General features: G+C 52.3%; 12 protein-coding genes. 9 read left to right on the top strand and 3 right to left on the bottom strand.

Annotated elements, in window-relative coordinates; all coding sequences use genetic code 11:
• Nucleotides 1-29 precede the first annotated feature (29 nt).
• A complete protein-coding gene (gene pabB / locus P0Y67_RS09170) occupies nucleotides 30-1,406 on the bottom strand; it encodes an aminodeoxychorismate synthase component 1 (protein ID WP_342391643.1) in 1,377 nt (458 codons plus the stop codon).
• 218 nt (nucleotides 1,407-1,624) lie between these two features.
• Between pabB and P0Y67_RS09165 the strand changes: the two genes are divergently transcribed.
• From P0Y67_RS09165 to P0Y67_RS09150, 4 genes are all read left to right on the top strand, one after another.
• Nucleotides 1,625-3,139, top strand: a complete 1,515-nt coding sequence (locus P0Y67_RS09165) for a fumarate hydratase (RefSeq protein ID WP_342391642.1) — start codon at nucleotides 1,625-1,627, stop codon at nucleotides 3,137-3,139.
• Between the two features lie 187 nt (nucleotides 3,140-3,326).
• Complete coding sequence (locus P0Y67_RS09160; protein WP_342391641.1) at nucleotides 3,327-4,361, top strand: efflux RND transporter periplasmic adaptor subunit; 1,035 nt, start codon at nucleotides 3,327-3,329, stop codon at nucleotides 4,359-4,361.
• Nucleotide 4,362: 1 nt separating this feature from the next.
• On the top strand, nucleotides 4,363-5,451 hold the full coding sequence (locus P0Y67_RS09155) for an efflux RND transporter periplasmic adaptor subunit (protein WP_342391640.1): 1,089 nt from the start codon (nucleotides 4,363-4,365) through the stop codon (nucleotides 5,449-5,451).
• The gene (locus P0Y67_RS09150) at nucleotides 5,451-8,522 is read left to right on the top strand and encodes an efflux RND transporter permease subunit (protein ID WP_342391639.1); all 3,072 of its coding nucleotides are present in this window, start codon (nucleotides 5,451-5,453) and stop codon (nucleotides 8,520-8,522) included. Before P0Y67_RS09155 ends, P0Y67_RS09150 begins: the two co-directional genes overlap by 1 nt.
• 110 nt (nucleotides 8,523-8,632) lie before the next feature.
• On the opposite strand, the gene P0Y67_RS09145 is transcribed toward P0Y67_RS09150, so the two are convergent.
• Nucleotides 8,633-9,868, bottom strand: coding sequence for a cation:proton antiporter (locus tag P0Y67_RS09145; RefSeq protein WP_342391638.1), 1,236 nt, complete (start codon nucleotides 9,866-9,868; stop codon nucleotides 8,633-8,635).
• A gap of 138 nt (nucleotides 9,869-10,006) precedes the next feature.
• The gene (gene pyrC, locus P0Y67_RS09140) at nucleotides 10,007-11,038 is read right to left on the bottom strand and encodes a dihydroorotase (RefSeq protein WP_161456709.1); all 1,032 of its coding nucleotides are present in this window, start codon (nucleotides 11,036-11,038) and stop codon (nucleotides 10,007-10,009) included.
• 277 nt (nucleotides 11,039-11,315) lie between these two features.
• On the opposite strand from pyrC, the gene P0Y67_RS09135 reads away from it, so the two are divergent.
• The 5 genes from P0Y67_RS09135 (at nucleotide 11,316) to P0Y67_RS09115 (ending at nucleotide 15,473) form a co-directional block, all read left to right on the top strand.
• Nucleotides 11,316-11,636: a (2Fe-2S)-binding protein gene (locus P0Y67_RS09135; RefSeq protein WP_161456708.1), complete on the top strand. Its 321-nt coding sequence runs from the start codon at nucleotides 11,316-11,318 to the stop codon at nucleotides 11,634-11,636.
• The gene (locus P0Y67_RS09130) at nucleotides 11,629-13,011 is read left to right on the top strand and encodes an FAD/NAD(P)-binding oxidoreductase (RefSeq protein ID WP_342391637.1); all 1,383 of its coding nucleotides are present in this window, start codon (nucleotides 11,629-11,631) and stop codon (nucleotides 13,009-13,011) included. The genes P0Y67_RS09135 and P0Y67_RS09130 overlap by 8 nt, the downstream gene beginning before the upstream one ends.
• Nucleotides 13,011-14,297: an NAD(P)/FAD-dependent oxidoreductase gene (locus tag P0Y67_RS09125; RefSeq protein ID WP_342391636.1), complete on the top strand. Its 1,287-nt coding sequence runs from the start codon at nucleotides 13,011-13,013 to the stop codon at nucleotides 14,295-14,297. Before P0Y67_RS09130 ends, P0Y67_RS09125 begins: the two co-directional genes overlap by 1 nt.
• Before the next feature lie 140 nt (nucleotides 14,298-14,437).
• Complete coding sequence (locus P0Y67_RS09120) at nucleotides 14,438-15,187, top strand: AAA family ATPase (protein WP_342391635.1); 750 nt, start codon at nucleotides 14,438-14,440, stop codon at nucleotides 15,185-15,187.
• Nucleotides 15,177-15,473 (top strand): hypothetical protein, encoded by a 297-nt coding sequence (locus tag P0Y67_RS09115; RefSeq protein WP_342391634.1) that lies wholly within the window; start codon nucleotides 15,177-15,179, stop codon nucleotides 15,471-15,473. Before P0Y67_RS09120 ends, P0Y67_RS09115 begins: the two co-directional genes overlap by 11 nt.
• Nucleotides 15,474-15,599: the final 126 nt, after the last annotated feature.

Here is a 15,599-nt window from a genome sequence, read left to right as displayed (position 1 = left end):
CCCCCTCCCGGCAATTTGTTGAGGGTCTGTTATAAGATTGGCAGAATTTTGCTCAGCTTGTCCAGCGTTTCCTGGTATTCGCTCTGAGCTTCGCTGTCGGCCACCACACCGCCGCCGGCCCAGGCATAAATCTGCTTGTCGACCGCGATCAGGGTTCGGATCGTGATGCTGGTATCCATCTGACCGCAGCGGCTGATGTAACCGATACTGCCGCAGTACACGCTGCGTCTGTGCGGCTCCAGCTCTTCGATAATTTCCATGGCGCGGACTTTCGGTGCCCCCGTGATAGAACCGCCAGGAAAACAAGCTTTCAGCAGATCCGTTGCACAATAGTGAGCAGGGTCCATGTCGGCCGTGACTGTGCTGACCAAGTGATGCACGGCCGGGAAGCTTTCAATGGCAAACAGGCTGGGGACGCGCACCGTGCCCGGTGATGCCACCCGGCCGATGTCATTGCGCAGCAAATCGACGATCATCAAATTCTCTGCCCTGTCTTTATCTGCGTGTTTCAGATCTTCGGCATTGGCCTGATCGGTGACAGGATCGGCAGAGCGAGGGCGGGTGCCCTTAATCGGCTTGGTTTCAATTTTGTTGTCTTTGAGTTTCAGAAAACGTTCCGGTGACACAGACAATACCGCGGCCTGATCAAGACGAATAAAGGCTGAAAAGGGCGCGCCATTATGGCTTTCCAGTTTCCGGTAAGCCTGCCATTCATCGCCCTGATAACCCGCGCTGAAACGCTGGGCGAGGTTAATCTGATAGCAGTCACCCGCGTTCAAATAATCCTGTACCTGATTAAATTTCCCGATATAGCTGTCGAGCGTCATATTGGCCTGCCAGTCGGAGGTCAGCCGGAAGGCATCTCTCTGGTCAGATTCAGTTGATTGCTGTGCTTTCAGCCACTGCAGCCGCGCTGAGGTATCTGGCGCCACCAGCGAGAGTTGCCGGGTATGGTGGTCAGCAATTAACGCCCAGTCATATAAGCCCACCGCCATATCCGGCGCCTTGATATCCTGAATGGCCAGGGCAGGTATCTTTTCCACCTGCCGGCCCAGATCGTAAGCAAAATACCCCACAGCCCCGCCGGTAAAAGGCAGATCGTCAATAGCAGGACAGGCTGGTAATAATTCCGACTGCAGCGCGTGCAGTAATGAAAACGGGTCTTGCTCAGAGCTGCGTTGCTGGCCGCTTGCATGGGTGATCACACTGACACCGTCTCGGGTTTCAATGGTCGCCAGCGGGCTGGCAACCAGAATGTCATAACGATTGTCAGGGTGGCCTTGTGCCGCTGAACGCAGCAGCATAGCCCAAGGGGTGGCAGAAAGAGGTTCGAACCAGTCCAGAACAGCATCCTGGCTATAGTCCAGATGCATCACCTGGAGTTGAGAGACAGCAGAATATTTCATTTTCTTTTTTGTGACAGGTGTTCGATTGGCGCATAGCGCGAGATTGCGGGCAAGAGTATCATAGAAACAAATACGACGTCTGCATCGCGGCTTTATCCGGCGCATTGATGATTCAGCTCAAGATTTCGGTCTGCCTCTGACACCCTACCATGCATAAGGTCCGGGTCAGGCCCGTCAATTTGCAGGCGCGTATACGACAATAAGCAACGAGGGCAACTATGACCGTCATCCGTAAAGAAGATGTGATCAGCAGTGTGGCAGACGCGCTGCAATACATTTCCTACTATCATCCGCTGGATTTTGTGCAGGCTCTTGAAAAGGCTTACCACAAAGAGCAGAGCCAGGCCGCGAAAGATGCCATGGCACAGATTCTGATTAACTCTCGTATGTCCGCCGAAGGCCATCGTCCGATTTGCCAGGACACAGGTATTGTGACCTGTTTCGTGAAAATTGGTATGAACGTACAGTGGGAGAGCGATCTGACCGTTCAGGAAATGATCGATGAAGGTGTGCGTCAGGCGTACAACAACCCGATCAACCCTCTGCGGGCATCGGTTGTTGCGGATCCTGCCGGTGCGCGTATCAACACTAAAGATAACGCCCCTGCGGTTGTTCATATTGACATGGTGCCGGGCAACGAAGTGGAAATTCAGCTGGCGGCCAAGGGCGGCGGCTCAGAGAACAAAACCAAAATGGTGATGCTCAACCCGTCGGATGATATTGCCGAGTGGGTTGAAAAAACGGTGCCACTGATGGGCGCGGGCTGGTGCCCGCCAGGTATGCTGGGAATCGGTATCGGCGGCACGGCTGAAAAAGCCGCGGTACTGGCGAAAGAGTCGCTGATGGAAGCGGTTGATATTCATGAGCTGATAGAGCGCGGTCCGCAAAATGCCGAAGAGAAGCTGCGTCTGGATATCTATGATCGCGTCAACAAGCTGGGTATCGGTGCCCAGGGCCTTGGCGGCATGACGACCGTGCTGGATATCAAAATCAAGACAGCGCCAACACATGCGGCCTCCAAACCGGTTTGCATGATCCCGAACTGTGCGGCAACCCGCCATGTGCATTTCACCCTGGACGGCAGCGGCCCGGCAGAGTTGACGCCGCCTAAGCTGGAAGACTGGCCTGAAGTGACCTGGGAAGTGGGCCAGAATGTACGTCGTGTTAATGTCGACAACATCACCAAAGAGGAAATTCAGCAATGGAAGTCCGGTGAAACTGTGCTGCTGTCCGGTAAAATCCTGACTGGCCGTGATGCTGCCCATAAGCGTATTCAGGAAATGCTGAACAGCGGACAGGGCCTGCCAGACGGTGTGGATTTCAACAACCGCTTCATTTATTACGTCGGTCCTGTGGATGCAGTGGGCGACGAAGCTGTGGGTCCTGCTGGTCCGACAACGTCCACGCGCATGGATAAATTCACCGACATGATGCTGGCTGAAACCGGCCTGATTGGCATGATAGGTAAAGCAGAGCGCGGCCCTGTGGCGATTGAGTCAATTAAAAATCACAAGGCCGTGTATTTAATGGCAGTGGGTGGTGCGGCGTACCTGGTGGCAAAAGCCATCAAAAAATCGCGCGTTGTGGCCTTTGAAGATCTGGGCATGGAAGCTATCTATGAATTTGAAGTGCAGGATATGCCTGTCACAGTCGCCGTCGATTCAGACGGTGTGAATGCGCACCAGACCGGCCCTGACATCTGGAAAGTCAAAATCGCTGAAATGGATGCGTAACACGCCTGCAGTGTTATCTGCTGAAATACTTTGAAATAAAAAGGAGCCGTCTGGCTCCTTTTTTTTGCACTGGTTTAACCTTTGATTAAGGAAGTAAGCAATAAAATGGCATTTTTTTGCTATGTTGGCACGTGGTTAAATACAAGATGTTGAATAAATCGGACCTATTGAATTGGAGATGCATTGAATGAGGCTCACTCTGCTGGCCCTGACTCTGTCGGTGAGCATGCTCACCGCTTGCAGTGAGGAAACAAAATCTGTGCCCGAACCCGTATCCCGACCGGTTAAGTTGTTAACTGTTGATGTCGGTGACAGTCAGAGTTACCGGACATTTCCCGCCCAGGTGGAAGCCGGCGATAAAGCGGTGCTGGCATTTCGTGTTTCCGGCGTATTGGAGAGTGTGGATGTGCGCGATGGCGAAGAGGTGAAAAAAGGCCAGCGTCTGGCGAAGCTGAAAACCGATGAGCTGACCTTGCTGGTTGAACAGGCCAAAGCCAATTACAACCTGGCTCAGGTTCAGTACCAACGAAATGCTGAATTGCTGAAAACCAATGTGGTGTCCGAACTGGACTTTGACCAGTCAACGGCAGCCCGAAATCAGGCCAGAGCAGAGTTGGATAAACAGGAAGCCAACCTGAAATACGCCACCCTGATGGCGCCTTACGATGGGGTAGTCTCTATTTCCATGGCCAACAATTATGAATATGTCTCGGCGAAACAGCCTGTGATGCATATTCAGAGCGAAGGGCTGCTTAATGTCAGTTTCCAGTTACCTCAGCAACTGCTTAACCGTATGCGATCCGGTGACGAGCGATCTGCTCAGGTGATCTTCGATACCATCCCGGATCAGGTGTTCCAGGCCAACCTGAAGGAAATTGACACCGAAGCCGACACTAAAACCTCCAGTTACCAGGTCACTCTCACCATGGAAAAACCGGTTGATCAAAACCTGCTTCCCGGTATGGCAGCGCAAGTGAAAATTGCGTTACCGCAAACCGGGGCAGGTTCATTGCCCGCACGGGCGATTGTGCGGGAAAACGGCAGCACTTATGTGTGGCGGGTGGCTGATGATGGCAAAGTCAGCAAAGTTGAAGTGGTGCTGGATGAACAATCCCGCGTGGTCAGCGGATTAGAAGACGGAGCGGTTATTGCGGCGTCTGGTGTGACTGAGCTGAAAGAAGGCCAGATCGTACGTGAATGGGTCAAGGAGCGGGGTCTCTGAGATGAAAAGTACCTTATTACGTTCAGCTTTCTGGCTATTGCCGTGGTTGCTTGTTGGCTGTGGTCAGGAGCCGCAGCCCGAGCCTAAGGCTTCACAATCTGTGAGCGTCTATCAGGTGGGGCTGGAGCAAAGCTCACCGATTTTATCTTTCCCGGCCGTCGCTGCTGCTGCAGATAAATCTGTGCTGTCTTTTCGTCTTTCCGGTGAAGTGATCAAGGTCAACGTCAAGCCTGGCGAGTTTGTGAAAAAAGGCCAGTTGCTGGCGCAACTTGATCCGACCGATTACCAGCTGACAGTCAATGATGCGCAGGCGAAATTCAGTCTGGCGGACAGCCAGTATCGCCGGTCGGCCACACTGGTCAAGCAGGGATATCTGGCCCAGTCGCAGTTCGATGAATTGGCTGCACAAAGGCAAATCGCGCTGGCAAGGCTGAATCTGGCCAAGTTGCGTCTGACCTTCACCGCATTGCACGCCCCTTTCAGCGGGGTAATTTCTCGTGTACCTGTTGAGCAGTTTGAAAATGTCCAGGTGGGCGAGGCTGTCATGAATATCCATAGCGCGACTGACGTGGATATCCTGATCCAGGCCCCGGACATGATTTACTCAAAAAGCACCGCCAGGCAGGTACAAAATAAGCGGCCGGGCACCAAAGTGATACTGGATGACGGAACAGAATATACCGCGTATCTGAAAGAGTTTACGACAGAGCCGGATCCTGAGCTGGGCTCTTTTAAGGTCACACTCACTATGCCAATGCCGGCAGAGCAATTTATTCTTGATGGCACTTCGGTTGAGGTAAAAGTGGACGGACAAAAAATGCAGATTTATCGCTCGGATGAAGCGGTGATTCCGCTCAGTGCCGTGTTCAATGAAGATGGTGATGCTATCAATCCGGCCAACAAATTCGTGTGGGTAGTGAATGACGGTAATACAGTGACAAAACGCCAGATTGTGACAGATAAAGTCGTCCCGGATGGTGTGCGTATTGTGTCAGGATTACAGGAAGGCGACGTGATTGTGACTGAAGGCGTCAATCGCCTCCGTGATGGTCAGCATGTGACTGTTGTGGATCAGGAGGCAGCCAAGTAATGAAACAGGATATCGCCACATATTTTATTAAAAACAAAGTCATCAGCTGGATGCTGACCCTGATCTTTCTGATCGGCGGCACAATGGCATTTCTGGAGCTGGGCCGGCTGGAAGACCCTGAATTCACGATCAAAGACGCCATGGTGGTGACCTCGTATCCTGGTGCGACCGCGCAGCAGGTTGAGGAAGAGGTGACCTATCCGATAGAGAAAGCCATCGGCCAGCTTCCTTACGTGGATGAAGTGAACTCCATTTCAAGCCGGGATCTGTCCCAGATCACAGTGACCATGAAAAATAATTATGGCCCGGACGATCTGCCGCAGATCTGGGATGAACTGCGCCGTAAGGTCAATGATCTGAAACCCAGCCTGCCACCCGGTGTCGGCACACCCAAAGTGGTGGATGATTTTGGTGATGTGTACGGCATTCTGCTGGCTGTGACCGGGGAGGGTTATAGCTACCGTGAGTTAAACGATTATGTGGATTACCTTCGCCGGGAGCTGGAGCTGGTCGATGGTGTGGGTAAAGTACAGGTCACGGGCACGCAGCAGGAGCAGGTGTTTATTGAAATCTCCATGCAGCGGCTCAGTAATCTGGGGATCTCACCGCAGACGATTTATGGCACCTTGCAGCAGCAGAATCTGGTGACCAGTGCCGGCGCCATTCGTGTCGGGGATGAATATATCCGAGTGCAGACCACAGGTGAATTCCAGAATGCGGATGCGCTGGGCGATCTGATCATCAAAGACTCCGGCTCTCAGGGGCTGATTTACCTCAGAGACGTCGCCACGATTGAACGCGGATTCAAGGAAGTCCCGGATAACCTGGTCAGCTATAACGGCAAGCAAGCCCTGAACCTGGGGATCTCTTTTGTTTCCGGTATCAATGTGGTCGAAGGCGGTAAGCGTGTGATGAGCCGCCTGGCTGAACTGAAAGTGCAGCAGCCGGTGGGTATAGATATCGGCGTGGTGTACAGCCAGCCGACAGAAGTGGATAAATCGGTCAGCGGTTTTGTGGTGAGCCTGGGCCAGGCCGTGGTGATTGTTATTGTGGTCCTGCTGTTCTTCATGGGATTGCGATCCGGTCTTCTTATCGGACTGATTCTGCTGTTAACTGTGCTTGCTACCTTTGTGTTTATGAAATGGATGGCTATCGACTTACAGCGCATTTCACTGGGGGCACTGGTCATTGCCCTGGGGATGCTGGTCGATAATGCCATTGTGGTGGTTGAAGGCATACTGATTGGTTTGCAGAAAGGGCGAACCCGGCTGCAGGCGGCGTCTGACATAGTGACACAAACCAAATGGCCGCTCCTGGGCGCGACCGTGATTGCCGTCATGGCGTTTGCGCCCATCGGCTTATCGCAGGACTCGACCGGCGAGTACACCCGTACTTTGTTTACCGTGCTGCTTATTTCTCTGATGCTGAGCTGGTTCACGGCGATTTCTCTGACGCCTTTCTTCGCCGATTTGTTCTTCAAATCGCAAAAAGTAGCTGAAAGTGGCGAAGGTGACGATCCGTACAAAGGCAAGTTTTTTGTGCTGTACCGGCAGTTTCTTGAGCTTTGTATGCGACGCGCCTGGCTGACGGTGATATCGCTGGTGGTGATGCTGGGGGTGAGCCTGTACGGCTTCACACTGATAAAGCAATCTTTCTTCCCCGCTTCAACGTCGCCTATGTTCATGGTGGATATCTGGTTGCCAGAAGGGACAGACATCCGGGCGACGAATGATGCGCTGAAACAACTGCAGCAGCAAATTGAGCAAGATGACAGCATTGACTATGTCAGCACCAGTGCGGGTAAAGGCTCGCAGCGCTTTATGCTGACCTATTCACCCGAGAAAAGTTATGCCGCATACGGTGAGCTGATTATCCGGGTGAAGCAGTTTGATGATGTGCTGCCGGCTATGTCTCAGGTACAGGCGATCATTGGTAAGGACTTCCCGAATGTCGAATACAAGCTCAAGCAAATCATGCTTGGCCCGTCTTCGGGCGCGAAAATTGAAGCACGTCTGGTAGGCCCGGATCCGACTGTACTCCGCGGTCTGGCCAAAGAGGTCACTGATATCATGCGGGCTGACGCGGGCACCGCCAACATACGGCATGACTGGCGAGAGCGCACCAAAGTGCTGGAGCCGGTTTTCAACGAAAGTCAGGCCCGCCGCTACGGGATCACCAAGAAAGATGTCGATGATCTGCTGCAAATGGCGTTTTCCGGCCTGTCGGTAGGTATCTACCGCGAGGGGACTACCCTGATGCCGATTGTTGCCCGACTGCCGGAGCAGGAGCGTGTTGATATCAGCACGATTGAGGGGATGAAAATCTGGAGTCCGGCGGTGCAGGGCTATGTGCCATTGCAGCAAGTGGTCTCGGCTGTGAATCTGCGCTGGGAAGATCCGCTCATCGCACGTAAAGACAGAAAGCGGGTACTGACAGTCATGGCTGACCCCGATCCGCTCGGCGATGAAACGGCCGCGACGGTGCAAAAGCGAATCCAGCCAGCGATTGAAGCGCTGGATCTGCCACCTGGCTATGCGCTGGAGTGGGGCGGCGAGTACGAGTCCTCCGGCGATGCGAAAGCCTCGTTGTTCAGCTCGATGCCAATGGGTTATCTGATGATGTTCCTGATCACTATCTTCCTGTTTAACAAGGTGAAGGAGGCGCTGATTGTGTGGGCGACTGTGCCTCTGGCGGTGATTGGCGTGGCCTCTGGCCTGCTGTTGCTGAACACCCCGTTTGGCTTTATGGCGCTGCTGGGCTTTTTGAGCTTGTCAGGTATGCTGGTGAAAAACGGTATTGTGCTGTTAGACCAGATTGAGATCGAAATCAGCAGCGGTAAAGACAAATACCAGGCTGTGGTAGATGCCGCCGTCAGCCGGGTTCGCCCGGTCTGTATGGCAGCGATCACCACGATTCTGGGTATGATCCCGCTATTGCCGGATGTGTTTTTTAAGCCGATGGCAGTGACCATCATGTTCGGTCTTGGCTTTGCGACCATACTGACTCTGATTGTGGTGCCTGTGCTGTACCGCTTATTCCACAGTGTCCCGTTGCCGGGCCGTGAGGGATAACCCTGAGCCCAGAGAATCAGCCTGGTTAGTACTTTCATGCTGATTTTCTCAACACCATCACCTGCCGTCCTCCCCGCACTTGCGGGGCGGACGGTGGATTAAAGAGGATGTTATGACGCCGACTCACGGATGGCACTGCTTTGGGCCAGCACACGCTTGGTAATAACCGGATAAACAATCAGAGAAAACAGAACCATGCTGATTGCCATCGTCAGAAACAAAGGTTTGTAGCTGAAGTCTGCCGGCAGCATCAGGATCAGGGCAATGGATACCGCGCCGCGTGCGCCTGAGAAATTCAGCAGCCAGAAATCGAGCCGCGACAGTTTTTTCGAATCTATACGCAGGACAGGCAGCATCAGCCAAAGCGAAATAAACCGTGCCGAAAAAAGCAGCACTATGGATAACAGTATAATAACGGCGGACAGGACATCGGGAGACAGCAGGGTAAATACGCTGGAACCGAGCAGGAAGAAAAGCAGCGCGTTGGCGACATAATCCAGGTACTCCCAGATCTCCTGATGGGCAAGATGATTGGCATCATCCTGATAAGGCTTGTAACCGTAAGCCAGTGCCGCGGCAAACACGGCCAGAATTCCGGAAAAATGCATTTCTTCAGCCAGTACAAAACTGCCATATGCCAATGCCAGCGTGATATTGGTTGTTAAGGTGTAATGCCGCTCATGGAGTAATGTCAGCAGCCAGCGAGCCCCACGGCCGAGTACCACACCGACCGCCAAAGCCCCCACCACATGCGACACTAAACTCAGACTGCTGCTTGTCAAATCAAATTCAGTGCCACTAAAAATCACTAAGGAAAGAATACTGGCCACAGTGACCACAAAACCGTCGTTCAATATGGATTCCCCTTCAATCAGCAGTTTCTGGTTTTCGGTCACGCTTTGGTTATCTTTGAATAAGGCGCTGATTGCCAAAGGATCGGTGGCAGAAATGATAACCCCGAACAACAACGCAGGCATCAAGGGTACCCCGAGCAGCCAGTGTATAGCGGCCGCAATCACCAACATGCTGATCAATATACCGAAGGAGCCGGCCAGTGACGCGGGGATCAGCACCTGCCTGAAATGAAACAGACAAATACATTGGGTAGATGAAAACACCAGCAACGGCACGAAAAGATACAGCACAACATGCGGCTCCAATACCAGATCCGGCAAGTTGGAACCTGGCATTGCGGAAACCGCGCCGTAGATCAGTCCCAGCAGGAGGATCCAGGTAATGTCTGAAAACAGCCGCCAGCGGTGAGAAAAGAAAAAGATGGCGTTCAGGGCGACCCAGCCCAGTACGGCGAAGATGACAAGTGAGGGGATAGATTCATAACCAGTCACAGACGCCTCTCCAAAAAGTGATTGTTTTTTATACTCTAATCGTGTTGGAGGATGAAGCAAGCGGATTATTTGCAGTGAGAACAGATTGGATGAGAAAAAGGCTCCGACGCAGGAGCCTTTTTACCAGGGCAAAGCAGATTACTGTGCTACTTGCCAGCCGATTTGTTCACCGGCCCGGATAGGCACCACCTGCTCGGCACCAAATTCCATGGTGTCCGGCACCGCCCAGCTTTGTTTGGTCAGGGTGATAGTGTCATGGTTACGAGGCAGGCCGTAGAAGTCAGGGCCATTGTGGCTGGCAAAACCTTCCAGCTTGTCGAGTGCGCCTGCCAGCTCGAAAACTTCTGCGTACAGTTCAATGGCAGCATGGGCCGTATAAGAGCCGGCACAGCCACAGGCGGCTTCTTTTTTGCCTTTGGCATGTGGCGCTGAATCTGTGCCCAGGAAGAATTTTTTGCTGCCACTGGTAGCTGCTGCAATCAGTGCTTCCTGATGGGTGTTGCGCTTTAAAATAGGCAGGCAGTAAAAGTGCGGACGGATGCCGCCAGCCAGCATATGGTTGCGGTTATACAGCAAATGGTGAGCGGTAATCGTTGCGCCCACGTTTGGCCCGGCATTGTTGACGAAGTCGACGGCATCTTTAGTGGTAATGTGTTCAAGCACCACTTTCAGGTTTGGCATGGCAGCGACGATAGGCGCCAGCACAGTGTCGAGAAAGACTTTCTCGCGGTCAAAAATATCTACATCGTGCTTGGTCACCTCGCCATGAATCAGCAGCGGCATGCCCAGTTCCTGCATGGCTTCCATAGTGGGCAGCAGCTTGTTGATGTCGGTGACGCCTGAATCAGAGTTAGTGGTTGCGCCGGCAGGGTAGAGCTTTGCCGCGTACACATGACCACTGGCCTTGGCTTTGCGAATCTCGTCAGGTGTTGTGTTATCGGTGAGGTATAGCACCATCAAAGGAGAGAAGGTTTCACTTGGCTGAGCAGCCAGAATGCGATCACGGTAAGCAAGAGCGGCAGAGGTATCAGTCACGGGAGGAACAAGGTTAGGCATGATGATAGCCCGTCCCATATAACGGCTGATGTCCCGAACCGTATCCTTCAGTACATCGCCATCGCGCAGGTGTACGTGCCAGTCGTCCGGACGTGTGATAGTGATCGACGTCATAGTAGCTCCCTCCAAAAAATTCGCCCGATTCTAAAAGTATGGCGTGACTAAGTAAAGCCGTATTGCCTATTTGCCCTCTCAAACCGCAATCGTTTGCATTCTTTGCCCTGTCTGCGCTGGTGTTGCGGTTAAGCATCGTCTGATCACACCAAACATTGATCGAAAACAATCGCAGAATCTGGCGAAGTGGTAGCGTAAACATATGCTTTTGGTTTCACTAAAATTAAGTGCAAACCAGTGGCAGTTCTTACCTTACCTACAAGAGACAGAGTATAAAATGGCATCTATAACCAGAACACAAGATATTACACCGCTAAAAGACAGCACGTTTTGTGTGTCAGTGAATGATATTGAGGTGAAAGCGGTACCCGGTGAAAGTGTCTTGAGCACATTATTAGCCAGTGAGTTCAGGCGTTTGATGAAAAACGATTTTGGCGCATCTTCAGGGGCTTTTTGCGGTATGGGCGTTTGCCATTGCTGCCTGGTTGAAATTAATGGCCGTCATAAGCAGCGTGCCTGCCAGACACTGGTCCAGCCCAGCATGAAAATCCGCACCTGTCGCAATCGGGTTATCGAAGGGGACAGTGAGCATGCCTGAGAATATCGTGATTGTCGGTGCCGGCCCTGCAGGCATGTCGATAGCATCCACTTTGTCGGCATTTGGCATACGATCAACTGTCATTGACGAATCGCCCAAAGCCGGCGGTGTTATCTATCGCGGCCCCTGGCGGGCAACACAAACCATGCCGCATCTGGATGAAAGCCTGCAAAAGAACATCGCTTTGCAGCAGGCCCTGGTGGCGGAGCACCAGCACAATATCGCACTTCTGACCGAGACGCGGGTGCTTGGCCCGTTAGCCGGCAGTCAACTGCTGCTGTCCCGCCATGACAGGCTTTCTGCTCAGGACTTTGATTATCTTTTTCTGGCAACGGGCTGTCAGGAACGGAGCATTCCTTTTCCGGGCTGGCAGTTACCGGGTGTGATGCTGGCTGGTGGCATACAGCTGCAGCTCAAAAGCGGATTAGTGCGCCCTGGCCGGCAGGCGGTAATCACCGGGACAGGCCCGTTATTGGTGCTGCTTGCCTGTCAGCTGCTCCGCTCAGGAGTCGAAGTGAAAGGTGTCTATGACGCCACATCTTTCAGTGCGATGAGTAAGGAGGTGATAGCGCTGCTTAATCGGCCGCAGATGGCGCTGGAAGGTCTGTCGCTGCTGGCCTATCTCAGGCTGCATCAAGTACCGGTGAATTATGGCTGGGGGATAGTGAAAGCGAAAGGCAGTGTCAGTCTGGAGCGTGTGGCCGTTGCACCCTATAACAGCAACTGGGAAGCCGATCAGCAGAAAATACAGTGGATAGAGGCCGATTTACTGGGCGTGGGTTACGGCTTTGTGTCCCGGTCCCAGCTGGCTCAGCTAATGGATCTTGAGGTCAGAATGGATGAATTCAGCGGACTGATTCCGGTAACAGATGCCTATCAGCGCAGTAGCCGCGCGAATATTTTCTGTGCCGGTGACTCTGCCCGTTTCGCCGGGGCGGATGTCGCCATTGTGGAAGGTCAGATCGCGGCCCTGGCGTTGGTGGCAGAGCTGTATCCGGACAAGGCGGCAGACGTAGCAGAACGTCTCTCTGAACTGCAGAAGACGCTCAAGCGTTTGTACCGTTTCCGCGGTGCTTTTGACCGTGCTAATCAGCGTAAAAAAGGGCTATTGAACCTGCCCGACGCCGAGACTGTGATCTGTCGCTGCGAACAGGTAAAGCGTTCTGCCATAGACAAAGCGATTGCCGAAGGCTGCCGGGATAGCGTGAGCCTGAAAATGCGGACCCGTGTCACTATGGGAGACTGTCAGGGAAAAACCTGCAGTCATTATTGCAATGACAGGTTAGCGAGTGAAGGCTTTCACCGCGAACAGGGTCAGTTTAGAGTCAGATTCCCATTAGATCCTATTCCCTTTGCTGCCATGGAGAACGAATAATGAAGCATTATGATGTTGTGATTTGCGGCGGTGGGGTGATTGGCGGAGCGGTGGCCTTTGCGTTAAGCCGTAACCGGGATCTGAATATTGCGCTGGTCGATTTCAAAAAACCGGGCAACGCGTCCCGCGCCTCTGCCGGCGGGTTGTGGGCGATGGGTGAATCAACGGGTTTGGGCTGTGGAGTCATTCTGTTCAAGACGCTGTCAAAACAACTCCGGGAAGGGGCGGACGTATCGGACGCTTCAGCCATGAAACCACATATCATGCCTAAGTCTTTTTTTGATCTGGCGATGATGTCAAATGCGATGTATCCGGCTTTAAATCAGGAGCTGCTGGAGAAACACGGTGTCGATATGAAATTTGAAAAAACAGGGCTGAAGTTTGTGTTGTTTGATCAATATGATCGTATTTATGCCGAACATATTGCCGCTGCTGTGCCAGATCGTCAGCAACATATTCGCTGGCTTGATAAAGCCACGCTGCTGGCAGAAGAGCCGAATATAGCGCCGGATGCCATTGGCGCGATGGAGTTCGATACCGACCACCAGATCAACCCTTATCGGCTGAATGATGCCTATGTGGAAGCCGCGCGCCAGAACGGTGTGGATTTGTACCTCAATACCTCGATCACAGCGATTGAGCGACAAGGTCATCGGGTGACGGGCGTGCAGACATCCCGGGGTAAATTAAGCGCCGGTATGGTCATCAATGCAGCCGGGGCATGGGCTGAGCAGATCAACTTGTGGGCGACGGGCATGCAGATGCCGGTTTTCCCGGTAAAAGGACAGGTGCTGGTGTCTGAAAGATTGCCCAAAATACTCAATAGCTGTATTACCACCAGCGACTGCTATATTGCGCAGAAAGACAATGGCGAGATCCTGATTGGCTCAACCACAGAAGAGTGTGGTTACGACACCCGCACAGATTTGAACCAGCTTAAATCCTTGGCCCGGGGCGCGATGAAGACGATTCCTCAGTTGCGCGACATGAACATTAAACGCTGCTGGGCCGGATTACGTCCCGGCTCCCCGGACGAGTTGCCAATTCTGGGGCCAGTGCCCGGTATTGAGGGTTATCTGACGGCTTGCGGTCACTTCAGAACCGGTATGCTGACTTCTGCGATTACAGGTAAATTATTGAATGAACTGGTACGCGGCGAACCAACCAGTGTGGATATCAGCCCATTTCTGTACCAGCGTTTTTTACACGATAATGGCGAAAAGGCTGATGCAGCTTATTCAGTTACAGCGGGCTCATCTTCTGAGAACAGGATAGCCAACTCATGACTGTTCCCGGAATGGACTCCAGGCGTGGTGCTGTGCAACTGCAGCGTTTTCGCATCAATACCATCACAACAGGTGATTTTCCTTGAATTTGGAGAGTTTATACGGCTCAATTCAGATTATTTCGACACTAGATTCAGAAGATGGAACCTTTACCGTACTTAAGAGATATTCAGCTGAAACGAGAGAAAATTGACTCTTTTGGTCATTATCCGTTTTGTATTCCGGCAGTAAAAGGCCTGGATAAAATCGACTTCAGCCCGGAGGTCACAATTTTTGTCGGTGAAAATGGCAGCGGCAAATCAACCTTGCTGGAAGCCATTGCTGTCGGTATGGGGTTCAACGCAGAAGGGGGAACGAAGAATTTCAATTTCTCGACCCGAAGTACGCATTCTGAATTGTATAAGTCTATCCGCTACAACAAGTCGTTCAGGCGTTATAAGGACGGCTTTTTTCTCCGGGCTGAAAGTTTTTACAATGTCTCGACCCATATTGATGAACTGGACGAAGCGCCAGGTTTTGGGCCGCCTGTGATTGATTCATACGGCGGCGTACCCCTTCATCACCAGTCGCATGGTGAGTCATTTCTGTCATTAATGGTCGAGCGGTTTGGCGGTAAGGGCTTATATATACTGGACGAGCCTGAAGCCGCTTTATCCCCTATGCGCCAACTGTCGGTGCTCAGTCGAATGCATCAGCTGGTTCAGGATCAATCACAATTCATTATTGCTACCCATTCACCCATGATCATGGCGTATCCCTGCGCTCTGATTTATCAGATTGGCCCGTCCGGTATTCACCCGGTGAGATATGAAGAGACGGAACACTACGCGATCACGAAAGCGTTTCTGAATAACCCCCAACCCATGCTTGATGAGCTGTTTGTCGATTAACGAATACAACAGTGAATACAACAAGGACAGTCACGTTAATGCTTGGGCGAATTATAAGGACAGTCACGTTAATTTGATGATTTACAAGGACAGACACGATAAAGAAAGTGCAAGCAAGGACAGGCATACAAAAGATAAAGCCATCAGGCTCTTTACTGAATTCGGTGAAGAGCTTTTAAGCGTCGTTAAAAGTATCGATTTACAGCGTGTTGGAATGCAAAGTGAGATTTTATGCCTCTGGCATGATTTTCAGGCGAGCGGTGGCATACGAATGCATCGCTGTTGAGGAGCTGTTTGCTGTGATGGGTTATGGGAGCTGTAAACCGGTACACCGCTGCCGGTTCAATTTCGGCAAAACGGCTTGAATTGACGAGATGGTGCCAATGAGGGGGCCAGTTTCTATTTTGGTGCA

The organism is Photobacterium sp. SP02 (genome assembly GCF_038519165.1).
GTDB lineage: Bacteria > Pseudomonadota > Gammaproteobacteria > Enterobacterales > Vibrionaceae > Photobacterium > Photobacterium halotolerans.
The sequence above is the reverse complement of the archived record's forward strand: the minus strand, read 5'-3'. Positions and strand labels throughout refer to the sequence as shown.